Here is a 26101-nt window from a genome sequence, read left to right as displayed (position 1 = left end):
TAACGAAGATATAAATTCAAACTATGAATTTGTTGTATTGTTAATAAGATTAGATATATTTGCCTTGATTTTTGGTTTTACTTGCTTTTCGAGTAAGTGAATTAAAAGGGAATTCGGTGTAAATCCGAGACTGTTCCCGCAACTGTAAGCTATAAAGCTTGTAACTAAAACTTTTACCACTGTCAGTTTTTTGATGGGAAGGTGAGTTACAAGACGTAAGTCAGGAGACCTGCCAAAGAGTCACAAGTAAAAAACTTTCGGGACAAAGGTTTAACAATATATGAGATATAAAAAACATTTCCTATTTCTATTTTTTATGTGTGTTTCGCAATTTTTGCAAGCACAAAAGGATAGCATCTATACTTTAGAAGAAGTTGTTGTTAGTGGATATAAATTAAAAAAATATTCGAAAGGATATAAGGTTAATGTAATTTCTGATAGTTTAATTGAAAAAAACAATGAGTCATTAACAGATGTCTTACGATTTAATTCTCAAATTTATTTTAAAGAATATGGGAATGGAATGATATCGTCTGCAAGTTTTAGAGGAACTACGGCATCTCAAACAGCTGTAATTTGGAATGGAATTAATATCAATTCTCAACTTAATGGGCAAACTGATTTTAACACCGTGTCGATTAATAATTTTAAGGAAATTGATATTAGAAGTGGGGGAGGAAGTGTGCTTTTTGGAACAGGGGCAATAGGTGGAAGTATACATTTGAACAACGCTATAGAGTTTAAAAAATATCAAAACTTCAAAATACAATTAGCTAAAGGGAGTTACAATTCTAATTTTATTGATGTACAGACAACGCATTCTAACACAAATTCATTTATTAATTTTGGAATAAATTATTTAGGAGCAAATAATGATTATCCGTTTTTAAATTCAAACTTAAAAAATGATAATGGAGAATATTTTAAATATGGTTTTAGTGGAAATTTTGGAGTAAAAATCAATAAAAAAAATTGGTTCAAAGTGTATTCTAACCTTACTCTAAATGATAGAAATACTGCTAGAAGTTTAAATGCTCCGTCAAAAGCAAAACTAAAATATAATACTATTCGAAACTTAATAGAGTGGAATAGTTTTTTGGATAAAAAGCAAGTAATAACTTCTCGTTTGGCCTATTTAAGTGAAGAATATATTTATGTTGAAAATAGATTTAATCCAGATAATTTTTCAATAAATAAAGCAAGTACATTCATTGCTAATATAGATTATCAGTATAAAATTTCAGATAAAATTGATATAAACGGATTAGTTAATTATGAAAGCACAACAGGAAGTGGCGATGATTTACAAAACAAATCTAGAAATACTATTTCTTTTATTGGTGTTTTAAATCATACGGTATCTAATGTTTTTTCATACAATGCTCAGTTACGAAAGGAATTTTCATTTACTTATAAAAATTCTTTATTATATTCTTTTGGAACGGAATTTAAAGTTAGAGATTTTTATTCAATATTATTTAACACATCTAAAAATTTTAGAGCACCAACGCTAAATGATTTGTATTGGGGGGTAGTAGGAAACCCAAATTTAAAACCAGAAAACTCATATCAGTTTGAAATAGGAAATGTATTTCAATTAAAAAAATTAAAAATAAATTTCAACGGATTTTATATTGATAATAAAGATCTTATTCAGTGGAAACCAGGAGAATCAGGTGTTTGGGAGCCTTATAATATATCTAAGTCAGTAAATTATGGAGCTGAAATTTCATTGAGTTTTAATAAAAAAAGGGGAGAGCATCAGTTTAATTTATTGTCGAACTATGCATTAACTTTTGCTAAAGATACCGAAAAAAAAACAGATTTAATTTATGTTCCAAGACACCGAATTAACTTTTCGTTAAATTATAAAATCAATAAATTTTCCGCTTATTACCAGCAGTTAATAAATGGTAAAAGAAAAGTTAATGAAGGAAGTTTAGAAGCTTTTTCAGTATCTAATATTGGTGTGGACTATCAACTTAAACAAACTAAAGTACAATTTACAATTAATAATATATTTAACAGGGAGTATCAGAGTTATGAATATTACCCGATGCCACCGAGAAATTATCAAATTAAACTTAAACTAAATATTTAAAAAAAATGAAAACTAATAAATTAGTAGTGTTATTAATTATCGCGTTAACTGTTTTAGCATCATGTAGTAGCGATAGTAATGAGCCGACAGCTCCAAAAGGTGATTATGACAATGGGATCATAGTGACGAATGAAGGAGATTTTACAGGAGGAACAGGAACTATAAATTATATTTCTAATGATTATACAGCAGAAGAAGCAAAAGTGTATGAAAAGGTGAATAATGAAACTTTAGGAACGATAGTGCAATCTATTGGGTTTGATGAAAATAGAGCGTATATTGTAGTTAATGTTGCCAATAAAATATCAATTACAGATCGTTATACAATGGAAAAGTTGGGAGAAATTTCAACCGATTTAAGTAATCCTCGTTTTATTGCTTTTGCAAATGGAAAAGGGTATGTTACTAATTGGGGAGATGGAGGAAGTACAGATGACGACTATGTAGCTGTTATTGATTTGGATACAAATTCAGTTACAAATAAAATAACCGTAGCTGAAGGTCCAGAAAGAATTATAGCGAATGGAAACAAATTATATGTGTCTCATAAAGGAGGTTGGGGAGTTGGTAATTCGGTTTCTGTTTTAGATGCAACTTCGGATAGTGTTGTGGCAAATATTACGGTAGGTATTGCCCCAGATGAATTATTTTTTAATAGTAATGGAAGTTTAATGGTTTCTTGCGAAGGGCAAGCTGCTTCAACTTGGAATCCAACAGAGGTATTGGCTGAAATTTCTGTGATTAGTACAGGTTCTAATACCGTAACTAAAACAATAGAAGTTCCTACAGAAGTGCATCCAAATACCATGGTAAAAGAAGATGGAAAAATATATTTTTCTTCAGAAGGAAAAGTCTATGAAATGAGTGAAAGTGCATCAACGTATAATGCTACAGAATTATTTTCTACACCTGTTTATGGAATGAATGTTAGAGAAGGTAAATTATATATTACAGACGCTAAAGATTATGTATCTAATGGTTCGTTAAAGGTATTTGATATTTCAACAAAAGCAGAAGAAAAAGAATTTACGGTTGGTATTAATCCAGGTAAAATATATTTTAATTAATGTTATATTATAATAAAAAAGCTCTTGAGAAATCAAGAGCTTTTTTATTATAAAAGTTTACGAACCTGTTGTTTAATAATAGCGATTGCGGTTTCTGTTGGGCTTTCAACTTGAGAATAATCAATCAATAAGTTTTCTCTAAGTTCTTTTGCATTCTCACTTTTTTCAGCAACTTGTCGTAATTTGTTTACAATGGCTAATTTAGAACCAACAACAGCTTTCCAGCTATCTTCAGCTATATAAAGTTGTTGCACTAGGTTGTGTTCAAATTCTTGTTCAATATTACTAATTAGTAAATGCAAGTAACTATTTGTATCTGTTCCAATCGGATTTACACGTAGTAATAATTTCGACGGATTAATGCGTTCGCAGAACAATAACAAACGTTCGTAGGCTTGTAGTTTTATAGGTAAACTCTCGCGCTTTTTTTCAACTAAAGCATTAAATTTCTTTTCGTTATTATCTTGTTGTACAAACGAGTTGAACATAAAATAGGCAACTGCACCTGTAACTAAAGCCGGTAGGGCATAGGCTAACCCTTCAATAATTTTATCTTCCATAATGCGAATATACAAGTCCTGTTAAAATTGCCAATCCAAAACTTAATAAAGTTCCTATAAGAATATATTCTGTAAGTTTTCTATCTTTTGCCTCGGTTAAATCACCAAATCTAAATATTGATTTTGCTGCAAGTAAAAAACCAACACCTTCCCATTTACCTAGAATAACAAACATAAAAACAAATAAACGTTCTAAGATACCAATATATTTTCCTGCTTTAGCTAAAGATTGTTGCTCCTTTTTTTCTTCTTTTTCTAAAGACCATTGTGTAATAATGACTTTTATCATAATAGAAGAAACAAAGATTAAAAATATGATTGAAGCAATAAATAATAGGTTTTTTTCTGATAAAATTTGCTGAAAGTCTATTGTAAAAGGATTATAAAGATATGCTGCAACAGCTAACATTAAAACGTGCAAAAACTGATCAATAAAAAAGAAAATACGTTTGTTTTTTTTCTTTTGAAGGTAAACTTTTGCAACATCGATTAAAAAGTGAGAAAAGATGATTAAGAAAAATCCACCTAAATATCTAGTGTTAAATTGTAAAAGTAAGAGTAGTAGAGCTACATGTACACCAATATGTGCGTATAGTTTTACTGATTTTATTTTCTTTTTCTCTTTATCTTTTACCCAATTTTCAGGTTGAAAAACAAAATCACCTAATAAATGGGCAATTAAAAATTTTAAAAATAAGATCATGCGTTAGTCATTTTTTGATTCATAATTTTTCTATATCGTTTTTCTAACTTCATAATTTCATCTAATCCTGAGCGTTTTCTACGTTCACTGGCACTACTTTCAGAAATTTCAAGTTTTTTGGCAATCACTTTTTGAGTTACTTTCGGATTATCAAGAACCATTTTTACAAATTCTGCTGAATTTACAGTCCAATTATCCATTATCAACAAGGCTAATCCAAAAGCTATATTAAATTCTTCATCAACTTCTTTCCAAGGAGATTTTATAGCTAAATTTTGTTTTTTTAGTAAATGATCAAAAGCATAGCCAGAATTAACAAAAGCCTCACCATTAGCTTCTGTTATGTTTTTAGCATTAAAATTTTTAGTTCCTATTCCTATGGCTAAACGAACATCTAAATCTTTTATTTTCTTGATAGCGGTTTTAAGCTCTAGAGCAAACCGAAAAGAATCGGCAATGTTTTCAACTTCTATTTGAAAACTATCACCTCTATATATTTCCCAAGTTTTTGGTGTTTTACCAATTTTATTAAAAGCGCTCTTTAAAACAGGAAGCCATTCTTCAACTAAAATAGTTCTCGAGTTAATAATATCGCCAGTGATGATGCTTATCATGCTGTAATTTTTAGTAAAAATAGTTTTTTAGTTTGATAAAAACAAAATAATTCGGGTTTTAAGACGAATTTTGAGCTCTTCGGGTTTTAAGACGAATTATTGATAATTCGGGTTTGGGGTCTAATTTTTTTGCTTGAATAAATCTGTGGATAAAATCTGCTTAAAAATGGGTAAAAAACCTAAAAGAATGGTTATTTTTCCGTTTTAAAATACTTTCAATAAAGATTTCCATTGAGTACTTATTTAGAGCAACTTAACGAACCACAAAGAGCAGCTGTTTTACAAAAAGACGGACCTATGATTATTATTGCAGGTGCAGGTTCGGGTAAAACAAGAGTTTTAACGTACAGAATTGCCCACTTAATGGAGCAAGGAGTAGACTCATTTAATATTTTATCATTAACATTTACCAATAAAGCAGCGCGTGAAATGAAAGAGCGTATTGCGGGCGTTGTAGGTCATAGTGAAGCGAAAAATTTATGGATGGGAACTTTTCACTCTGTTTTTGCACGTATTCTACGCTCGGAAGCTGATAAATTAGGGTATCCTTCTAACTTCACTATTTACGATACACAAGATTCTGTTCGTTTAATAACGTCCATTATTAAAGAAATGAATCTTGATAAAGACAGGTATAAACCTAAACAGATTTTAAGTAGAATATCTTCATTCAAAAACAGTTTGGTTACCGTAAGAGCTTACTTTAATAACCCTGAGTTGATAGAAGCAGACACCATGGCGAGTCGACCAAAAGTAGGAGATATTTATAAAGAATATGTAGAAAGATGTTTTAAATCTGGAGCAATGGATTTTGATGATTTACTGTTACGGACCAATGAATTATTAGCACGGTTTCCAGATGTATTGGCAAAATACCAAGATCGTTTTCGATACATTATGGTAGATGAGTACCAGGATACTAACCATTCACAGTATATTATTGTACGTGCATTGGCAGATCGTTTTCAGAACATTTGTGTGGTCGGAGATGATTCTCAAAGTATTTATTCTTTTCGTGGAGCAAACATTAATAATATTTTAAATTTCCAGAAAGATTACCCAGATGTAAAAACGTTTAAGTTAGAACAGAACTATCGTTCTACGAAAAATATTGTAAACGCAGCAAATTCGGTAATTGCAAAAAATAAAACGAAACTAGATAAAGAAGTTTGGACAGCTAATGATAACGGGAATTACGTTAAAGTAATGCGCACCATTTCTGATGGAGAAGAAGGACGTTTTGTAGCGCAATCTATTTGGGAAAACATGATGAATCATCAATTAGAAGCCGATTCATTTGCAGTGTTGTATAGAACAAACTCGCAGTCTAGAGCTATAGAAGATTCTCTGCGTAAGAAAAATATAGATTATAAAATTTATGGTGGAATTTCTTTCTATCAACGTAAAGAGATTAAAGATTTACTGTCTTACTTACGCTTATTAATTAATTTAAATGACGAAGAAGCGTTAAAACGTGTAATTAATTATCCTGCTCGTGGTATCGGTGCTACCACTATAGATAAATTAACTATTGCGGCAAATCATTATAAAAAATCCATTTTTGAAGTTATTTTAAATATAGATAAAGTGGATTTAAAAGTGAATTCACCAACTAAAACGAAATTGCAAAATTTCGCTAATATGATTCAACGTTTTCAAATAGAATCACAAACTAAAAATGCTTTTGAAATGGCAGATTTAGTAGTAAAGCAAACGCAATTGGTTAAAGACTTACAAAAAGATGGTACGCCAGAAGGTGTAAGTAAGGTTGAAAACGTTCAGGAACTATTAAATGGAATTAAGGATTTTATTACTGACAAAATAGAAGCAGGAGAGGATGCATCTCTTACCTCGTTTTTAGAAGATGTTGCTTTAGCAACTGATTTTGATTCAGAGAAAAAAGAGGATGTTGCAAGAGTTGCTTTAATGAGTATTCATCAATCTAAAGGATTAGAATTTCCATACGTTTATGTAGTAGGGTTAGAGGAGAATTTATTTCCATCTGCAATGAGTATGAATACGCGTAGTGAGTTAGAGGAGGAGCGTCGTTTATTTTACGTAGCTTTAACACGTGCTGAAAAGCAAGCGTATTTAACTTACGCGCAAACTCGTTATCGTTGGGGAAAATTAACAGATGGTGAACCGAGTCGTTTTTTAGAAGAAATTGATGATCAATTTTTAGAATATATTACGCCTAAAGCTCCAGAACCAAGTGTAAACAGGTTTATAGATTCAGATATTTTTGGCGATTCACCAAAGCAGATTCGTTTTCAAAAGCCGATTCAGAAAAAGCGTCAAGAATTTTTGCAGAAGAAAAGTCCAAAAGATTTAATTCCACCGAAGAGCAAAATGAAAAAGGTGTCTGAAACAACTTCAAAAATCAATTTATTTGACGGTAATATTGCAGTTGGTAATATTGTAGAGCATAACCGTTTTGGAACAGGAGAGGTTTTGGCTTTAGAAGGAGCAGGACCTAATAAAAAAGCTGAAATTAAATTTGGTACTGTAGGAAAAAAGAAATTATTATTACAATTCGCAAAATTAAAAGTAATAGGTTAAGAAAATCTATAGTTTGTTCAAATCATTTCCGTAGGGAAATTGCTTTGAGAACAAAAATTATTCATTATTTTGCAATAAATAAAAACAGAAAATGACGTTTGATTTAGAATACAATTCAGAAAGACCTTTACTTATAATTCCAGAATATGGAAGACATATACAAAAATTAGTAGATCATTGCATGTCTTTAGAGACTAAAGAAGAGCGAAATACCATGGCTCAGGCAATTATTGATGTAATGGGGAATTTGCAACCACATTTACGTGATGTGCCAGATTTTAAACATAAACTTTGGGATCAATTGTATATTATGTCTGATTTTAAATTAGATGCAGACTCTCCTTACGAAATACCATCAAAAGAAGAATTACAAGAAAAACCAGAAAGATTAGCATATCCAAAATCGGCTTCTAAATATCGATTTTATGGTAATAACATTCAAACAATGATAGATGTTGCTTTAACTTGGGAGGAAGGTGAAATGAAAGATGCTTTGGTGTATACTATAGCAAACCACATGAAAAAGTGCTTCTTAAATTGGAATAAAGATACAGTAGATGATAGTGTTATTTTAGAACATTTATATGAATTATCTAATGGAAAGATAGATATCAGAAATACAAAAGAAGATCTAGCAGAAAGTAAAAATTTACTTCGTAAAAGAAATACACAAGGCCAGAAAGCTAGTGCTAAAACTAGTTCTAAATACACAAAAAACACCAATCATAAAACTCGAAAAAGATAAATGGCATCATTCAAAATTGAAGGAGGACATAAGTTACATGGATCGATTACACCTCAAGGAGCTAAAAATGAGGCATTGCAAGTAATTTGTGCTGTATTATTAACTTCAGAAAAGGTAATCATTAATAATGTTCCAGATATAATTGACGTTAATAAGCTAATTTTTATATTAGGAGAATTAGGTGTAAAAATTGAAAAATTAGCATCAAATTCTTATTCATTTCAGGCAGATGAAATCAATATAGATTATTTAGAGTCAGAAGATTTTAAAAGAGACGGGAGTTCACTACGTGGATCTATTATGATTGTAGGACCGTTATTAGCTCGCTTTGGAAAAGGATATATTCCACGTCCAGGTGGAGATAAAATAGGTCGACGTCGTTTAGATACACATTTTGAGGGCTTTATCCGATTAGGAGCAAAATTCCGTTATAACCGTGAAGAACATTTCTACGGAGTAGAAGCAGATCAATTACACGGAACCGATATGTTGTTAGATGAAGCATCGGTAACAGGAACAGCTAACATTGTGATGGCAGCTGTTTTAGCAAAAGGAACAACGACCATATACAACGCTGCCTGTGAACCTTATATTCAGCAATTATCAAAAATGCTGAATAGTATGGGAGCAAAAATAACAGGTGTGGGCTCTAACTTATTAAAAATAGAAGGAGTTGATAAATTAGGAGGATGTGAGCATACCATTTTACCAGATATGATAGAAATAGGTAGTTGGATTGGTATGGCGGCTATGACAAAATCTGAATTAACAATTAAAAATGTTAGTTGGAAAGATTTGGGGCAAATTCCAAATGTGTTTCGCAAGTTAGGAATACAGTTAGAAAAAAAAGGAGATGATATTTTTATTCCTGCACAAGAAAGTTATGAAATTCAGAATTATATAGATGGATCAGTGTTGACTGTTGCAGATGCACCTTGGCCTGGGTTTACTCCAGATTTATTAAGTATTGTTTTGGTAGTAGCTACACAAGCTAAAGGAACTGTGTTAATACATCAAAAAATGTTCGAAAGCCGTTTGTTCTTTGTAGATAAATTGATTGATATGGGAGCAAAAGTAATTTTATGCGACCCGCACAGAGCAACTGTAATTGGTCACGATTTTGAGAGTCAATTAAAAGCGACAAAAATGACATCACCAGATATTCGTGCAGGTATTTCTTTATTAATAGCAGCTTTATCAGCAACAGGAACCAGTATTATTAATAATATTGAACAAATTGATAGAGGTTACGAAAATATTGAAGCACGTTTAAAATCTATAGGTGCTAAAATTGAAAGAATTGAAGATTAAAAATTTATTTTTTAATCTTATAAATCGTGTCATAATGACACGATTTTTTTATTGGCAATATTCTTGCTAAAGAATAACGTATAAAATAATGAAAATCAACCATGAGTAAAGGTCAATATACAGAAGAAGACGAGTTAAAAGATAACTTAGATAAAATGAATCTTGATGAAGAAGTAACCGAAAATCAAGAGATAGAGCAAGAAGCAGAGAAGAAAAAAGAGCCTACTGCAGAAGAGTTATTACAAGTAGAAAAAGATAAATATTTACGCTTATTTGCAGAGTTTGAAAACTATAAAAAACGTACTTCTAAAGAGCGAATTGAATTATTTAGAACAGCAAATCAAGAATTAATGACAGCTGTTCTGCCAGTTTTAGATGATTTTGAAAGAGCTTTGACACATATTGAAGAAGATAAAGAGGCTGAAGAATTACGCAAAGGAGTGTTGTTAATTTATCAAAAGTTAATTACAACCTTAGAACAAAAAGGATTAACAAAAATAGAAGTAACTTCTGGTGACGTTTTTGATCCAGAAACGCATCAAGCAATAACTCAAATTCCAGCACCATCAGAAGATTTAAAGGGAAAGATTATCGATTGTGTAGAAAAAGGCTATAAGTTAGGGGATAAAATTATCCGTCATCCAAAGGTGGTAGTAGGACAGGCGTAAATGAATTGAAAATGTTATTCCCGAGAAATCGGGATTTTCATTAATATAAAAATCTAGATTTCTGGTTACAGGAATGACAAATAGAAAATGGCAAAACAAGATTATTACGAAATATTAGGTGTTTCAAAATCGGCAACTCCTGCTGAAATTAAGAAAGCATACCGTAAAATGGCAATTAAGTATCATCCAGATAAAAATCCGGATGATAAAACGGCTGAAGAGAAGTTTAAGTTATGTGCTGAAGCATATGAAGTATTAAGTGACGATAATAAAAAAGCACGTTACGATCAATTTGGTCATGCCGCATTTGAAGGAGGTCAAGGTGGTCACGGAGGTTTTGGCGGTGGCGGTATGAATATGGATGACATATTCAGTCAGTTTGGAGATATCTTTGGAGGTGCTTTCGGAGGTGGTTTTGGTGGCGGTGGTCATCGTCAAGCGCGAGTAAAAGGAAGTAATTTACGTATTCGAGTAAAACTTACATTAGAAGAAATTGCTAATGGAGTTGAAAAAAAAGTAAAAGTTCGTCGTAAAGTTCAGGCAAAAGGTGTAACTTATAAAACATGTACAACTTGTAATGGTTCTGGCCAACAAATGCGTGTTACCAATACTATTTTAGGTAGAATGCAAACCGCAACGACTTGTTCTACATGTCATGGAGCTGGTGAAATACTTAATAACAAGCCAAACGGAACTGACGCTCAAGGAATGATCATTAATGAAGAAACTGTTTCTATAAATATTCCACAAGGAGTTACAGAAGGAGTTCAGTTAAAAGTAGGAGGCAAAGGAAACGAAGCTCCAGGTAAAAATTCAATTCCAGGAGATTTATTAGTGTTGATAGAAGAAGTTCAACATGAAACGTTAAAAAGAGAAGGAAGTAATATTCATTACGATTTATATATTAATTATTCTGAAGCTGTTTTAGGAAGTTCGAAAGAAGTTGATACTGTTTCCGGTAAAGTGAAAATAAAGATAGAGCCAGGTACTCAATCGGGTAAAATTTTACGTTTAAAAGGAAAAGGATTGCCAAGTATAGAACACTATGGTACTGGTGATTTCTTAATACATATAAATGTATGGACACCACAAGTGGTAAGCAAAGAACAAAAACAGTTTTTCGAGAAAATGATGGAGGATGAAAATTTTAGTCCAAACCCTCAAAAAAATGATAAATCATTTTTCGAAAAAGTTAAAGATATGTTTTCGTAAAATTTAACATAAAAAAAGAATAATTTATTTGTTTGATAATTAAAATAAGTTTTATATTTGCAGTGTTATTAGAGACGTCTAATAACACTTTTTCTTTTTCATAGCAATTTTCCCACTCATTTATGAGTGGGTTTTTTTATGAATTAAGAGAACAATAAAATATTAGCAGATCAGTCTTATCGCCAAAATTTGGAGGAAAGTCCGGACACCATAGGGTAGCATAGCGGATAACATCCGTCCGGTGTAAACCGAGGACAAGTGCAACAGAAAGCAAGTACAGTTCGGCTGTAGTGAAACCAGGTAAACTCTATGCGGTGCAATACCACGTATATTAGAGCTTGAGCGCTACTCGCGCGATTCTAAGGGGTAGGTAGATAGACTCTAAAAGTAATTTTAGAGCGAGATAAATGATAAGAACTTTGTAAGTTACAGAATCCGGCTTATTGATCTGCTTTTTTCTTTTTTTACTTTATTTAAGTTATTTCTCTTAAAATCTTCATTTTAAATTGACTTTTGATTGTATTCTAAAATTATTAAATTAGCAAAAAAATATGTTTTTTTAACTCAATAATTGTATATTTATTAAAAATTATAGCTATAAAAAATATATATTCATTATTTCTTCGAATTGATTATTTATCTTTTAAAATTCCTTGAAAAATAGTAATTTCGCTAGACAAAAATTAACAAAAACTTATACTATATAGCTTTTGATATTGATATGCTGAATGAGGTTTTAGTAAACTAATTAAAGCATAGAGTTGTACATGTAAGATTACACGTATATTTCTATTACTAGCCTAATTTCATAATAAACATTTGTTCAAAACACTATGTATCTTCTCAATTGTGTATAGAAAAGAGTTGTTTTATTTTTTGTACTAATTTGAATTGTATTTTTAATACAATTTCAGAAATAACATTATTACAACTTATAAAGGTAAAAAATGAAAATCAGATCGTATTAGCAATAGATTTTACAAATTTACCTTAAATATTGAAAAGATTTCTATATATGACATACAAAGATTACATCAAGGAGATTGAAGAAAGAAAAGAATTAGGATTACATCCAAAGCCAATTGACGGAGCTGAATTATTAAGCGAAATTATTTTGCAAATTAAAGATTTGGATAATACTCATCGTAAGGATTCTCTTAACTTTTTTGTTTATAATACTTTACCAGGAACCACCAGTGCAGCAGGTGTAAAAGCAAAATTTTTAAAGGAAATTATTATTGGTGAATCAGTTGTAGAAGAAATATCTCCAGCTTTTGCATTCGAGCAATTATCGCACATGAAAGGAGGGCCTTCAATAGAGGTGTTACTAGATTTAGCTTTAGGAAATGATATTTCTATAGCAGAAAAGGCAGCTAAAGTTCTTAAAACACAGGTGTTTTTATATGAGGCAGACACTAAACGCTTAGAAGAAGCTTTCAAAAGCGGAAGCAAAATAGCAAAAGAAATTATTGAAAGTTATGCTCAAGCAGATTTCTTCACAAAATTACCAGAGATTGAAGAAGAGATTGAGGTAGTTACTTACATTGCAGGTGTAGGTGATATTTCTACCGATTTACTTTCTCCTGGAGCAGATGCACACTCAAGATCAGATAGAGAATTACACGGACAATGCATGTTTGAGCATAACAAAGATATGCAAAACGAACTTTTAGAGCTAAAAGAGAAGCATCCAGATAAGCGTGTAATGTTAATCGCTGAAAAAGGAACAATGGGGGTTGGTTCTTCAAGAATGTCGGGTGTAAACAATGTTGCATTATGGACTGGTATTTCATCTAGCCCATATGTTCCATTTATTAATATAGCACCGGTAATTGCGGGTACAAATGGTATTGCGCCAATTTTCTTAACTACTGTAGGCGTAACAGGAGGTATTGGTATTGATTTAAAAAACTGGGAAAAACAAAAAGATTCAGAAGGAAATACAATTGTAGATGAAGATGGAGAACCTATTTTAAAAGAGGTTTATTCTGTAGCTACAGGTACGGTACTTACGATTAATACTAAAACAAAGAAATTATATAAAGGAGATAAAGAATTAAAAGATATTTCTACTGCATTAACTCCTCAGAAAATGGAATTTATTAAAGCGGGAGGTTCTTATGCTGTTGTTTTCGGTAAAAAATTACAGACGATTGCTTGTAAAATATTAGGTATAGAGATTCCTCAAGTTTATGCACCTTCAAAAGAGATTTCAATAGAAGAGCAAGGGTTAACAGCAGTTGAAAAAATATTTAACAAAAATGCTGTAGGAACTACACCAGGTAAAACGTTACATGCAGGTTCTAATGTTAGAGTAGAAGTAAATATTGTTGGTTCTCAAGATACTACAGGATTAATGACCTCTCAAGAATTAGAGATGATGGCTGCTACAGTTATTTCGCCTATTGTAGATGCAGGTTACCAATCAGGATGTCATACAGCTTCTGTATGGGATGATAAATCTAAAGCTAACATTCCAAGATTAATGACATTTATGAATGATTTCGGATTAATTACTGCACGTGACCCTAAAGGTCAATACCATGCAATGACCGATGTAATTCATAAAGTATTAAATGATATTACGGTTGATGATTGGGATATTATTATTGGTGGAGATTCACATACACGTATGTCAAAAGGAGTTGCTTTTGGAGCAGATTCAGGAACAGTTGCCTTAGCATTAGCTACAGGTGAGGCTACTATGCCAATTCCAGAATCAGTAAAAGTAACTTTTAAAGGAGATATGAAGAGTTTTATGGACTTCCGTGATGTAGTACATGCAACTCAACAACAAATGTTAAAACAATTTGATGGTGAAAATGTATTCCAAGGTCGTGTAATTGAAGTACATATTGGAACATTAACTTCTGATCAAGCGTTTACGTTTACTGATTGGACCGCTGAGATGAAAGCAAAGGCATCTATCTGTATCTCTGAAGAAGAAACATTAATTGAGTCGTTAGAAATTGCTAGAGATCGTATCCAAATCATGATTGATAAGGGAATGGATAACGAAAAGCAAATGCTACAAGGTTTAGTTGATAAAGCAAATAACAGAATCCAAGAGCTTAAAACAGGTATTAAACCTGCATTGAAACCCGATGCTGATGCTAAATATTATGCTGAAGTAGTTATTGATTTAGATGAAATTGCTGAACCAATGATTGCTGATCCAGATGTAAATAATGATGATGTTTCTAAACGTTATACTCACGATACAATTAGACCATTATCTTTCTACGGAGGTACTAAAAAAGTAGATTTAGGATTCGTAGGGTCTTGTATGGTACACAAAGGGGACATGAAGATTTTAGCTCAAATGTTAAAGAACATTGAGACCCAACAAGGTAAAGTTGAGTTTAAAGCACCTTTAGTAGTTGCTCCACCAACCTATAATATTGTAGATGAGTTAAAAGAAGAAGGCGACTGGGAAGTATTACAGAAGTATTCTGGATTTGAGTTTGATGATAATGCGCCAAAAGGTTTAGCACGTACTAAATATGAGAACATGCTATACTTAGAGCGCCCAGGATGTAATCTTTGTATGGGAAATCAAGAAAAAGCTGAGCCAGGAGATACAGTAATGGCTACTTCTACACGTTTATTCCAAGGAAGAGTTGTAAAAGATACAGGTGAGAAAAAAGGAGAATCTTTATTATCTTCTACTCCAGTAGTGGTATTATCTACTATTTTAGGAAGAACTCCTACTATGGAAGAGTATGAAGCTGCTGTTGATGGTATAGTATTAACTAAATTTAAGCCTTCTCAAAAGCAATTAGTAATGTAATTGTTATAAATTATAATTTAAAAAAAGCTCGAGTAATTTACTCGAGCTTTTTTATTATTGTTAAATTTATGAAAATCTAGATGTTTTATAATAGAAAAATTTTATTTAAACTCATTATAATTAAATAGCTATGTCATTTTTATGCTATTTTTTTTTGGTAAATTCGTGTACAAAACAAAAACTTACATAATATGGCTTTTGATATTAATATGATTAAAGAGGTTTACAGTAAAGTAGTAGAAAGAGTTGATGCAGCTCGTGAAATTACAGGTAAACCTTTAACTTTAGCAGAGAAAATTTTATATTCTCATCTTTGGGATGGGAAACCAACTAAAGCTTACGAAAGAGGAAAAGATTACGTAGATTTTGCACCAGACCGTGTGGCATGTCAAGATGCAACGGCGCAAATGGCGTTATTACAATTTATGCAAGCTGGTAAACCAAAAGTGGCTGTACCAACTACTGTTCATTGTGATCACTTAATTCAAGCTAAAGAAGGAGCTACAAAAGATTTAAAACACGCGAACGACGTTAGTAGCGAAGTTTTTAACTTTTTAGAGTCTGTTTCTAATAAATACGGTATCGGTTTTTGGAAGCCAGGTGCTGGTATTATTCACCAAGTTGTGTTAGAAAATTATGCTTTCCCTGGAGGAATGATGATTGGTACCGATTCTCATACAGTAAATGCAGGAGGTTTAGGTATGGTTGCAATTGGTGTTGGTGGTGCAGACGCTGTTGATGTAATGGCAGGTATGGCTTGGGAATTAAAGTTTCCAAAGTTAATAGGAGTTAAATTAACAGGTAAATTATCTGGTTGGACAGCACCTAAAGATGTAATTTTAAAAGTAGCTGAAATTCTTACTGTAAAAGGAGGAACAGGAGCTATTGTAGAATACTTTGGCCCTGGTGCTACAGCGATGTCTTGTACAGGTAAAGGAACAATTTGTAACATGGGGGCGGAAATTGGCGCTACAACTTCGACTTTTGGGTACGACGCGTCTATGGAGCGTTATTTGCGTGCTACAGATAGAGCAGATGTTGCAGATGCAGCTAATAAAGTTAAAGATTATTTAACTGCTGATGCTGAAGTATATGCAAATCCAGAGCAATATTTTGATCAAGTTATTGAAATTAATTTATCAGAATTAAATCCATTATTAAACGGACCTTTTACTCCAGATTTATCTACTCCTGCAGGTCCAGAAATGACTGAGAAAGCAAAAGCTAACGATTGGCCTTTAAAAGTTGAGTGGGGATTAATAGGTTCTTGTACTAACTCTTCTTACGAAGATTTATCTCGTGCTTCATCTATAGCAAAACAAGCGCTAGATAAAGGATTAAAAATGAAGGCAGAATTAGGAATTAATCCAGGTTCTGAGCAAGTTCGTTATACAGCAGAAAGAGACGGAATTCTTCAACTTTTCGAAAAATTAGATGCTAAAATTTTCACCAATGCTTGTGGACCATGTATTGGTCAGTGGGCAAGATATAGCGACCCTAAAAATGCGCCTAAAAACAGTATTGTTCATTCGTTTAATAGAAATTTTGCGAAACGTGCAGATGGCAACCCAAATACACACGCGTTTGTTGCTTCACCAGAATTAACTGCTGCAATTGCTATTGCAGGACGTTTAGATTTTAATCCTATCACTGATAAGTTAATCAATGAGAATGGAGAAGAAGTAATGTTAGATGAGCCAACAGGATGGGAATTACCTCCAAAAGGATTTGAGGTTAAAGATAATGGTTACTTAGAACCAGTAGCTGATGGTAGTAGAGTGGAAATAGTTGTTAATCCAGATTCTGAAAGATTGGAGTTATTAACTCCGTTTACACCAATTGGTGATGAAATTAAAGGTGCTAAATTATTAATCAAGGCTTTTGGTAAATGTACTACAGACCATATTTCTATGGCAGGACCGTGGTTGCGTTATCGTGGTCATTTAGATAATATATCTAATAACATGTTAATAGGTGCTGTTAATGCATATAACAAGCAAACAAACTTTGTTAAGAGTCAATTAACTGGTGAATATGATGCAGTACCAAAAACAGCACGTGAATATAAAGCTGCAGGTATACCTACAATTGTAGTAGGAGATCACAACTATGGTGAGGGTTCTTCTCGTGAGCATGCAGCTATGGAACCACGTCATTTAGGTGTGGTTGCTGTAATTGTTAAATCTTTTGCTCGTATTCACGAAACAAACTTGAAAAAACAAGGTATGTTAGGTTTAACATTTGCTAATGAAGCTGATTATGATTTAATTCAAGAAGATGATACATTTAATTTCTTAGATTTAAATGAGTTTGCTCCAGGAAAACCATTAACAATTGAAGTTGTTCATGCAGATGGTAAAAAAGACGTTGTTAAAGTTAATCATACGTATAACCAAGGACAAATAGAATGGTATAAAGAAGGTTCTGCTTTAAATTTAATTAAAAAAGAAAACGCTTAATCATTTTACTATAAATTTTAAAAAGCTCTGGGGAATATCCGGAGCTTTTTTTATTATGTTTTTTGTATTTTAGACTTATATAACTAAACTATTATAACTATGAGTGCGCTATGGTATTTTGAAGAGGTGAATTTGTTTAAAATATTGTGTCCGCATAAATATCCTGAGTATAAAAAAGAACACTCTGTAAATGCATATAAAAAGAGTGATTATATTTATTTTGAACAAGATGCGGCAAATAAAATCTATTTGATAGATAAAGGAAAAGTTAAGATAGGTTATTATACTGAAGAAGGAGAAGAAGTGATAAAAGCCATTTTAACCAAAGGAGAAATATTTGGTGAAAAAGCAATTTTAGGAGTAGATAAGCACAATGAATTTGCTCAATCTATAGATAATACTACTATGGTTTGCCCTGTATCAAAAGATACCATGTTTGCCTTAATGAGAGATAATGTTTCAGTGAGTTTTAAAATTTATAAATTCATTGGTTTACGTATAAAAAGACTTGAAAGAAGGTTACAATTATTACTTTTTAAAGACACTCGTACACGTTTATTAGAATTCTTAGATGAAATGTGTGAAGACTTTGGGTATGAATGTGAAAAAACAGGGGACCATATAATTAAACATCCATACACACAAAAAGATATTGCTATTCTTATAGGGACTTCAAGACCTACATTGAATACTTTAATGAATGATTTAAAACAAGAAAAAGTGATTGATTTTAATAGAAAAGAAATAAGATTATTAAAAAAAATAGCGTAAGTGTTAGGTAGCTGACATTTTATGAAGCTTTTATAAAATAAATTTGTTGTAAGTAAACTTTAAAAACTATTTATAATGAAAAAAATTCTTTTTAGCATCATAGCTATTACTACTTTTACATTTACATCATGTAGTGATGATGATGAGACTCCAGTACCAACAATAGAAAATTTAACGTTAAATATTTCCGGATTAGAAAATTTAGGATCTGATTACAATTATGAAGGATGGATTATCGTAAATAGTAGTCCGATAAGTACAGGTGTTTTTTCTGTAGATGATTCAGGAAATTTATCACAAACTTCATTTCCAGTTAATAGAACTCAATTAGAAAGTGCATCTACTTTTGTTTTATCTATTGAACCAGCAAATGATACTGATCCAGCCCCTGCAGCAACAAAGTTATTGGCAGGAGATTTTTCAGGAGTATCTGCTATTGTTTCTTCAAATAATTTAGTAGGAGATTTTAGTAATTCATCTGGAAAATACATTTTAGCAACTCCAACTGATATGGATGATACTAACGAAGCTAGTGGAGTGTGGTTTTTAGACAATTCAGGCGCAGCCCCAGTTGCAGGATTAGATTTACCAACATTACCAGATGGTTGGAAGTACGAAGGTTGGGTTGTATTAAATGGAACACCAGTAAGCACAGGAACTTTCACAAGTCTAGATGCAGCGGATGACAATGCAACAACTTCACCTTATAAAGGAACAAGTGGAGATGGCCCCCCTTTTCCAGGTGAAGATTATGTTATGGGAAGTGCTTCAGGTGTAACTTTTCCTACTGATATAAGAGGAAGCGGAATGGTTGTTATTTCGGTAGAACCAAGTCCAGATAACAGTGCAGCTCCTTTTGCATTAAAGCCATTAGCTCATCCTGTTCCATCAGGAGCAGATGTGCATAGTGTATTAACTATGGGTGCTGGACCTGTATTATCTATTTCAGGAACAGTAACAAGATAAATAATAATTCATTTATTTATATTTAAGAGTGCAGTTTTTACTGCGCTTTTTTTATTTTTATAAGATGGAAAATTTTTTAAAATCTATTTCAGAAGAGCCTTTAAAAGTTATTGATGCTTCAATATTATTAGAGAAATATATACCCATATCTATTTCTTCGGAAAATAAAGAATTGAATTTTAATATTTCCTCTTCGAAGGAGTGGCAAAATTATATTGATAATTATTTATTAAAGAACAATGCGAAAGTCGCTTACGGTGGTTATTTAGAAAAAAGAGATATTTATAATAGAAGCGAGCATTTTTCTAAACAAAAAGTAGAAAATCAAAGAAATATACACTTAGGAATCGATTTGTGGTGCAGTGCAGGAACGTCTGTTTTAGCAGTGTTAGATGGTAAAATACATAGCTTTAAAAATAATATAAATTTTGGAGATTATGGCCCAACTATTATTCTGGAACATACAATTAAAAATAAAGTATTTTATTCTTTATATGGGCATCTTTCTTTAGCTTCAATTCAACATGTAAAAGAAGGAGATAAAGTACATAAAGGTCAAATAATAGGAGCGTTAGGAGATAATTCTGTTAATGGAGATTATGCACCACATTTACATTTTCAATTGATAAATAATATAGAAAATTACGTGGGAGATTATCCTGGAGTTTGTGCTAAAAAAGATGTAGAATTTTACCAAAAGAATTGCCCAAATCCATTAACTTTATTAAAAATAAATTAAGAAGGATTTACAATGACTGCAAAAGAAATATTAGCAAAATTAGTTAGTTTTAATATACTTAGTAAAGAATCTAACTTACCTATTATAGATTGGATTAGCGATTATATAAAAAGTTACGGAATAGATACAGTTTATGTCTATAGTAAAGATAAAACACAGGCTTCGTTGCATTGTAGAATTGGTCCCTCAGTTGATGGCGGTATTATTTTATCGGGTCATACAGATGTCGTTCCTGTGAAAGGACAACCTTGGAATACAAATCCGTTTGAGTTAGTAGAAAAAGATAAAAAACTTTATGGAAGGGGAGCTTGTGATATGAAGGGTTTTTTAGCCTGTTTTTTATCCGTTTTACCAAAAATGGTGGCAACAGATCTTAAAAAACCTATTTACTTTGCTTTTTCTTATGATGAAGAGATAGGATGTATCTCTGCACCAGAATTAGTGGCACACATTAAAAATTATTATTCAGAGAAACCAAAATACGCGATTATTGGAGAGCCATCAATGATGCAACCTATAATTGGGCAAAAAGGGATTTTAGATATTTTAACAGAAATTAATGGAAGCGAAGGTCATAGTAGTGGAATTAATAAAGAAGTAAGTGCAATACACGAAAGTGCTCGACTCGTTATGTGGCTAGAAAACAAAATGAAAATTTTAGCAAATTCTACGACAAACCAACATTTCTCTCCACCACATTCAACTATACATGTAGGTAAATTTAATGGAGGAATTGCGACTAATGTTGTTGCTAATAAAGTTATTTTAGAGTGGGAAATTCGTTCTATTCCACAAAATGAAACAACTACTATTTTATCAGAATTTGAAGATTATTGTAGAGAATTGGAAAGAGAAAAACAGCAATTATTTCCAACATTTAAAATTAAAAGTACAAAATTACATCCGCCAGTACCGTGCTTAGAAACAAGTAAAAATGCTTCTATTGTTGATTTTATTTTTGATGTTAATGGAAGCTCAAATGTAAGTTATGTTTCTTATGCTACAGAAGCAGGTCAGTTTGCAGAAGCGGGTTTAGAAAGTATTATTTGTGGTCCAGGTTCTATAACACAAGCACATAGAGCAAATGAATATATTTCTATAGAACAATTGAATTTAGGAGTTGAAATGATTGATAAAATAGTTTATAAATTGAGTGTTTAAAAGTATTTTTGTTTCATGAAATATAGACAGCTCACAAAAGAACAATTTGAAGGCCTACATGAAGAATTTGCACGTTTTTTAGCATCACAAAGTATTGATGCAAAAGAATGGAAAGAATTAAAAGAACAAAAACCACAAATAGCAGAAGATGAAATGAATGTGTTTTCGGATGTAGTTTGGGACGATGTTCTTACTAAGACAGAGTATTTAGAACACTTTTCACCAGTTACAGTTAATTTATTTAAATGCGAAGCAGAACAAATAGAACGAATAGTTATTAATATAACTAAAGATATTAATGTTTTAGAGCAAGAAGGCTTCGAGTGGCTACTTAAAAATCCTTTAGATGAATCTGTAGAATTATTAGAAGGAAAAAAAAGTTATTCACAAGAAAGAAATTTAGAAATTTTTGATTTAATAGAGAAAGGAAGTTCCATTTCGAAGGGAGAATTGTTTGAGTTTTTTAAAAGGTTAATAAGTTAGTTTTAAAATTTTTAGGATTAAATAAATTTTGATTATTTTTGGTTTAAAATTATCCCCTTAATATGAAAAAATTTATAATTATTCTTTGCGCAATTGTATTATCTTCATTTACAAAAAATGAAACCCAAGAAGTTAAAAGTATTTTAACTTCTGGTAAATGGTTTGTAGAATCTACACAAGAAAGTGGTCAAGAACCAGAAATGACTTCAAACAAAAATGATGAATGGATCGTTTTTCATGCTGATGGAAAAGTAGAAGAAGGGCTATATGGAGATGTTACTGCTTCTAATTGGGAGTACTTAGCGGAAGAAAAGAGCATAAAAATTTCTGGTGATGAAACTGTTTACAAAAGAGTCATTGAAATTTCTGCTGATAAATTAGTTGTTGAAGCTGTCGATAATCTTAATTCAGACGATACTTTAATGGTAACGTATATAAAATAATATCTATAACAGATATTCTAGTAATCTATCTGTTCCAAAACTCGCAACGTCTTCAATAATCGTTAAATTATTGAAGGCGTTTTTATTTACTGAAGGTTTTGGATCGATAAAATAAATAGGAGTATTTTGTTGTACAAAGTTAATTAAACTAGCGGCAGGATACACTTGCATAGAAGTTCCTATAATTACCAAAACATCAGCTTTTTCTGTAATTTCAATAGCTCTGTCTAACATAGGTACCTCTTCTCCAAACCAAACAATATGTGGACGTAATTGCGTATTATCTTCAGCCAAATCACCTAAAAAAATATCTTTTTCCCAATTATACACTAAATTTCTATCTCTGGTACTTCTCGCTTTTAATAATTCACCGTGCAAGTGAATTACATTACTACTTTTTGCACGTTCGTGTAAATCATCAACATTTTGAGTAATAATTTCTACATGAAAATGATTTTCTAAAAGTGCTAAATTTTGATGCGCTTTATTGGGTTCTACTTCAAGTAGTTGTTTTCTTCGTTGATTGTAAAAATCTAATACTAACTTCGGATTAGCATAAAAGCCTTGAGGAGAAGCCACTTGCATAACATCGTGCCCTTCCCACAATCCGTCAGCATCTCTAAAAGTATTAATTCCGCTTTCTGCACTAATCCCAGCTCCTGTTAAAACCACTAATTTTTTCATCTATTTAAAAAGTATGATTACTACATGTTCTGTAAAATTAATAAATTCGTGCTCATTAAGAAGGTAATTTATGATAGATAAAGGATTGTTAACTTATTTAGAAGGGTATTTGACAGAGAAAAGAAAGGATTTGTTTCGTAAAGTTTTAGACGAAAGAACACGCCATTTCACCGTAGTTTTAGAAGATATTTATCAAGAACATAATGCAAGTGCAGTTATAAGGACCTGTGATGTTTTTGGGGTGCAAGATGTGAATACTATCGAAAATATGTATACAAATAGAGTATCTCGTCATGTAGCTAAAGGAAGTCAAAAATGGTTAACTATTAACCGATTTAAACAAGATACAAATAATACAAAAACATGTGTAAAAGATTTAAAAAGTAAAGGCTATCAAATTATAGGAACCACACCACATAACGATTCGTGTATGTTAGCAGACTTTGATGTAACTAAGAAATCGGCATTTGTGTTTGGAGTAGAGAAAGAAGGGATTTCGGACTACGTAAAGGAACAGGCAGATGGATTTTTAAAAATACCGATGGTCGGTTTTACTGAAAGTTTAAATATTTCAGTAGCAGCAGCTATTATTTTACAAGATGTAACGTCTCGATTACGTAAAACAGATATTACTTGGCAATTATCAGAAGAAGAAAAAGAAGCACTATATTTTAAATGGGTAAAAACTACAATTAAAAATGTAGATGAAATAGTAGAGTATTTCCATAGCACTAAAAGACCTAGTTAGAAGTCAATATTTTATAAACTAACTCTTTTGTCAACGGTTTTCCATTGGCATTTTTCTTGATGTCTTCAAAAGAATACACAAAACTACAACCGTTTTTATATTCAGAACACCCGTAAGCCGATTTTCCTTTTAAAACAGTTCCTTTTTTACATTTAGGGCAGAGGATAGTGTCAGGAACTTCTTCTTTCACTTTTGATTTCTTTTCTTCAAGTTTTAAAGCAAAATTTTCATCAAAGCGAACCAAACCATCAACTTTAGTATCGTTTAGCTTAAAACCTTTTAAATTGGTTGTACAACCTTTATCGAGTAACCTTATTAATTGATTTTCTGATATTTTTTTCCCTAAAAATTCAAAGGCAAGTGTAAAATCACATCCATTTTTGTAAGCAGAACATCCATAGGCAGAGGAACCTTTTAATAATTGTCCGTTTTTACATTTCGGACATTCTTTACCAATTAACGTTTTTTTAGTGGCTGTTTTTTTCTTTTTTTCTAATGTTTTTTTCTGATGAGTTTCGTGAGAAATTCGTTTGGTTTTAGAACTCGAACGAACTTCATATACCAGTTCATCTACCATTTTTTTCATGTTATTAATAAAGGTTCCTGCATTAAATTCACCCCGCTCAATTTCTTTTAATTGTTTTTCCCAAAGTCCTGTTAATTCAGCAGATTTTAAGAGTTCATTGTCAATTAAATCAATCAAATCAATTCCTGTTTGTGTAGGAATTACTAATTTTTTCTGACGCTCAATATATTTTCTTCGGAACAAGGTTTCTATAATACTTGCGCGTGTAGACGGACGACCGATTCCGTTTTCTTTCATTAATTCACGCATTTCATCATCATCCACTTGTTTTCCTGCTGTTTCCATAGCGCGTAGGAGTGAAGCTTCTGTATAATTACGAGGTGGTTTGGTTTCTTTTTCTAAAAAACTAGGTTCATGTGGACCTTTTTCTCCTTTTACAAACGTAGGTAACACGTTTTGTTCGGAAGTTTTTTTGGTATCGTCTCCAAATTCAAAAACAACACGCCAACCTTTAGTAATAATTTCTTTTCCGGTGGTTTTAAATGAAACTTCATCTGCTTTTCCAATAACAGCAGTGTTCGAAATAGCGCTATCTGGATAAAAAACAGCAATAAATCGGCGTGTAATAATATCGTACACTTGTTGCTGATTATATTGTAAGTTGGTTTGAATTCCGGTTGGAATAATAGCGTGGTGATCGGTAACTTTTTTATCGTTAAAAACTGAAGTAGATTTTCTTATTTTTTTTCCTAATAGAGGTTGTGTTAGTTCACTGTAATTCGTTAGTTTTTGTAAAATTGACGGTACTTTAGGATATACATCATTTGGTAAGAAAGTAGTATCAACCCTCGGGTATGTAACAACTTTCATTTCGTATAACTTCTGAACGATTTTTAAAGTTTCATCTGCTGAAAAACCAAATTTATTGTTACAATATACTTGTAAACCAGTTAAATCAAAGAGCTTAGGTGCATATTCCTTTCCTTTCTTTTTGGTGACCGAAGTAATTTCGAAATCACTTTCTTTAACTTTATCGGCAAAAGCTTGTCCTTCTTCTTTTTTTAAAAAACGCCCTTCTTCACAGTTAAAATTCGTTTCTCTATAGGTTGTTTGTAATTCCCAATAAGGCTCTGGTTTAAAATTTTGAATTTCTTTATAACGATCTACCAACATTGCCAAAGTTGGTGTTTGCACACGCCCTATGGATAAAACTTGTTTATATCCACCAAATTTTACAGTATACAAACGTGTCGCATTTAAACCCAATAACCAATCTCCAATAGCACGAGAATAACCAGCATAAAACAAATTATCGTAGTCTTCGTTAGATTTTAAATTATCAAAACCTTCTTTAATCGCTTCTTCTGTTAAAGAAGAAATCCATAAACGTTGTACTTTACCTGTATATCCTGCTTGGTTAATTACCCAGCGTTGTATGAGTTCTCCTTCTTGGCCCGCATCCCCACAGTTAATAACAACATCTGCCTTTTCGAACAAACCTTTTACAATATTAAACTGTTTCTGAATACCTGAATCGCCTGTTACTTTGGTTCCGAATTTTTCAGGAAGCATGGGTAAATTGTTTAAATCCCAACTTTTCCAATGCGGTTTGTAGTCTTTAGGTTCGAGAAGCGCACATAAATGACCAAAAGTATACGTAACCGCATAGCCATTTCCTTCGAAATACCCATCTCGTTTAGTGCTGGCTCCCAGAATGTTAGCGATTTCTCGTGCAACACTTGGTTTCTCTGCGATACATACTTTCATTTATTATTATTTGAACGTTCGAAA

Annotated in this window: 21 protein-coding genes, 1 other RNA gene and 1 riboswitch; of the genes, 17 read left to right on the top strand and 5 right to left on the bottom strand. The window is 31.9% G+C overall.

The annotated features are described in order from the left end of the window. Positions 1 to 55: 55 nt before the first annotated feature. Positions 56 to 251: riboswitch (cobalamin riboswitch) on the top strand. An 83-nt stretch (positions 252 to 334) separates the two neighbouring features. Next, entirely contained in the window at positions 335 to 2101 is a 1767-nt protein-coding gene (locus tag C7447_RS07910; RefSeq protein ID WP_170245950.1) for a TonB-dependent receptor plug domain-containing protein, read from the top strand. 5 nt (positions 2102 to 2106) lie between these two features. After that, the gene (locus tag C7447_RS07905) at positions 2107 to 3168 is read left to right on the top strand and encodes a YncE family protein (protein WP_148869968.1); all 1062 of its coding nucleotides are present in this window, start codon (positions 2107 to 2109) and stop codon (positions 3166 to 3168) included. Between the two features lie 47 nt (positions 3169 to 3215). Here C7447_RS07905 and C7447_RS07900 read toward each other — a convergent pair whose 3' ends face one another. Genes C7447_RS07900 through C7447_RS07890 form a run of 3 tightly spaced genes read right to left on the bottom strand, consistent with a single transcriptional unit; the run spans position 3216 to position 5045 of the window. Then, a complete protein-coding gene (locus C7447_RS07900) occupies positions 3216 to 3728 on the bottom strand; it encodes a DUF7935 family protein (RefSeq protein ID WP_148869967.1) in 513 nt (170 codons plus the stop codon). Continuing rightward, complete coding sequence (locus tag C7447_RS07895) at positions 3718 to 4431, bottom strand: DUF3307 domain-containing protein (RefSeq protein WP_148869966.1); 714 nt, start codon at positions 4429 to 4431, stop codon at positions 3718 to 3720. Before C7447_RS07895 ends, C7447_RS07900 begins: the two co-directional genes overlap by 11 nt. Next, positions 4428 to 5045, bottom strand: coding sequence for a SatD family protein (locus tag C7447_RS07890; RefSeq protein ID WP_148869965.1), 618 nt, complete (start codon positions 5043 to 5045; stop codon positions 4428 to 4430). Before C7447_RS07890 ends, C7447_RS07895 begins: the two co-directional genes overlap by 4 nt. A 231-nt stretch (positions 5046 to 5276) precedes the next feature. Here C7447_RS07890 and C7447_RS07885 point away from each other — a divergent pair, with 231 nt between their 5' ends. The 14 genes from C7447_RS07885 to C7447_RS07820 all read left to right on the top strand — a co-directional run bounded on the left by C7447_RS07885 (position 5277) and on the right by C7447_RS07820 (position 22352). After that, positions 5277 to 7604 (top strand): ATP-dependent helicase, encoded by a 2328-nt coding sequence (locus C7447_RS07885; RefSeq protein ID WP_148869964.1) that lies wholly within the window; start codon positions 5277 to 5279, stop codon positions 7602 to 7604. A 91-nt stretch (positions 7605 to 7695) separates the two neighbouring features. Next, positions 7696 to 8349 (top strand): DUF4290 domain-containing protein, encoded by a 654-nt coding sequence (locus C7447_RS07880; RefSeq protein WP_148869963.1) that lies wholly within the window; start codon positions 7696 to 7698, stop codon positions 8347 to 8349. Next, on the top strand, positions 8350 to 9660 hold the full coding sequence (gene murA, locus C7447_RS07875) for a UDP-N-acetylglucosamine 1-carboxyvinyltransferase (protein WP_148869962.1): 1311 nt from the start codon (positions 8350 to 8352) through the stop codon (positions 9658 to 9660). A 101-nt stretch (positions 9661 to 9761) separates the two neighbouring features. Beyond that, positions 9762 to 10328, top strand: a complete 567-nt coding sequence (locus C7447_RS07870; RefSeq protein WP_148869961.1) for a nucleotide exchange factor GrpE — start codon at positions 9762 to 9764, stop codon at positions 10326 to 10328. 87 nt (positions 10329 to 10415) lie between these two features. Next, positions 10416 to 11540, top strand: a complete 1125-nt coding sequence (gene dnaJ / locus C7447_RS07865) for a molecular chaperone DnaJ (RefSeq protein WP_148869960.1) — start codon at positions 10416 to 10418, stop codon at positions 11538 to 11540. Positions 11541 to 11702: 162 nt separating this feature from the next. After that, positions 11703 to 11999: RNase P RNA component class A (rnpB, locus tag C7447_RS07860), an RNA gene on the top strand. A gap of 556 nt (positions 12000 to 12555) precedes the next feature. After that, on the top strand, positions 12556 to 15330 hold the full coding sequence (locus C7447_RS07855) for a bifunctional aconitate hydratase 2/2-methylisocitrate dehydratase (protein ID WP_148869959.1): 2775 nt from the start codon (positions 12556 to 12558) through the stop codon (positions 15328 to 15330). A 191-nt stretch (positions 15331 to 15521) separates the two neighbouring features. Further along, a complete protein-coding gene (locus tag C7447_RS07850) occupies positions 15522 to 17789 on the top strand; it encodes an aconitate hydratase (RefSeq protein WP_148869958.1) in 2268 nt (755 codons plus the stop codon). A gap of 99 nt (positions 17790 to 17888) precedes the next feature. Then, positions 17889 to 18560, top strand: coding sequence for a Crp/Fnr family transcriptional regulator (locus C7447_RS07845; RefSeq protein WP_148869957.1), 672 nt, complete (start codon positions 17889 to 17891; stop codon positions 18558 to 18560). Positions 18561 to 18635: 75 nt separating this feature from the next. Continuing rightward, positions 18636 to 19526 carry a hypothetical protein gene (locus C7447_RS07840; RefSeq protein ID WP_148869956.1) on the top strand — a complete coding sequence of 297 codons (891 nt, stop codon included), beginning with the start codon at positions 18636 to 18638 and terminating at the stop codon, positions 19524 to 19526. A gap of 64 nt (positions 19527 to 19590) precedes the next feature. Further along, positions 19591 to 20265: a peptidoglycan DD-metalloendopeptidase family protein gene (locus C7447_RS07835; RefSeq protein WP_148869955.1), complete on the top strand. Its 675-nt coding sequence runs from the start codon at positions 19591 to 19593 to the stop codon at positions 20263 to 20265. A 12-nt stretch (positions 20266 to 20277) separates the two neighbouring features. Then, positions 20278 to 21426, top strand: a complete 1149-nt coding sequence (argE, locus tag C7447_RS07830) for an acetylornithine deacetylase (protein WP_148869954.1) — start codon at positions 20278 to 20280, stop codon at positions 21424 to 21426. A 15-nt stretch (positions 21427 to 21441) separates the two neighbouring features. After that, positions 21442 to 21909 (top strand): DUF6495 family protein, encoded by a 468-nt coding sequence (locus tag C7447_RS07825; RefSeq protein ID WP_148869953.1) that lies wholly within the window; start codon positions 21442 to 21444, stop codon positions 21907 to 21909. A gap of 62 nt (positions 21910 to 21971) precedes the next feature. After that, entirely contained in the window at positions 21972 to 22352 is a 381-nt protein-coding gene (locus tag C7447_RS07820; protein ID WP_148869952.1) for a hypothetical protein, read from the top strand. Between the two features lie 3 nt (positions 22353 to 22355). Here C7447_RS07820 and C7447_RS07815 read toward each other — a convergent pair whose 3' ends face one another. Continuing rightward, entirely contained in the window at positions 22356 to 23036 is a 681-nt protein-coding gene (locus tag C7447_RS07815; protein ID WP_148869951.1) for an SIR2 family NAD-dependent protein deacylase, read from the bottom strand. Positions 23037 to 23106: 70 nt separating this feature from the next. Between C7447_RS07815 and C7447_RS07810 the strand changes: the two genes are divergently transcribed. Next, entirely contained in the window at positions 23107 to 23784 is a 678-nt protein-coding gene (locus C7447_RS07810; RefSeq protein WP_148869950.1) for a TrmH family RNA methyltransferase, read from the top strand. Here the strand turns inward: C7447_RS07810 and C7447_RS07805 are convergent. Continuing rightward, on the bottom strand, positions 23777 to 26077 hold the full coding sequence (locus C7447_RS07805; RefSeq protein WP_148869949.1) for a type IA DNA topoisomerase: 2301 nt from the start codon (positions 26075 to 26077) through the stop codon (positions 23777 to 23779). The genes C7447_RS07810 and C7447_RS07805 overlap by 8 nt on opposite strands. Positions 26078 to 26101 lie beyond the last annotated feature (24 nt).

The organism is Tenacibaculum adriaticum (assembly GCF_008124875.1).
Classification (GTDB): Bacteria; Bacteroidota; Bacteroidia; order Flavobacteriales; family Flavobacteriaceae; genus Polaribacter; species Polaribacter adriaticus.
Note: the sequence above shows the minus strand (reverse complement) of the source record. Positions and strands in the feature narration are given on the sequence as shown.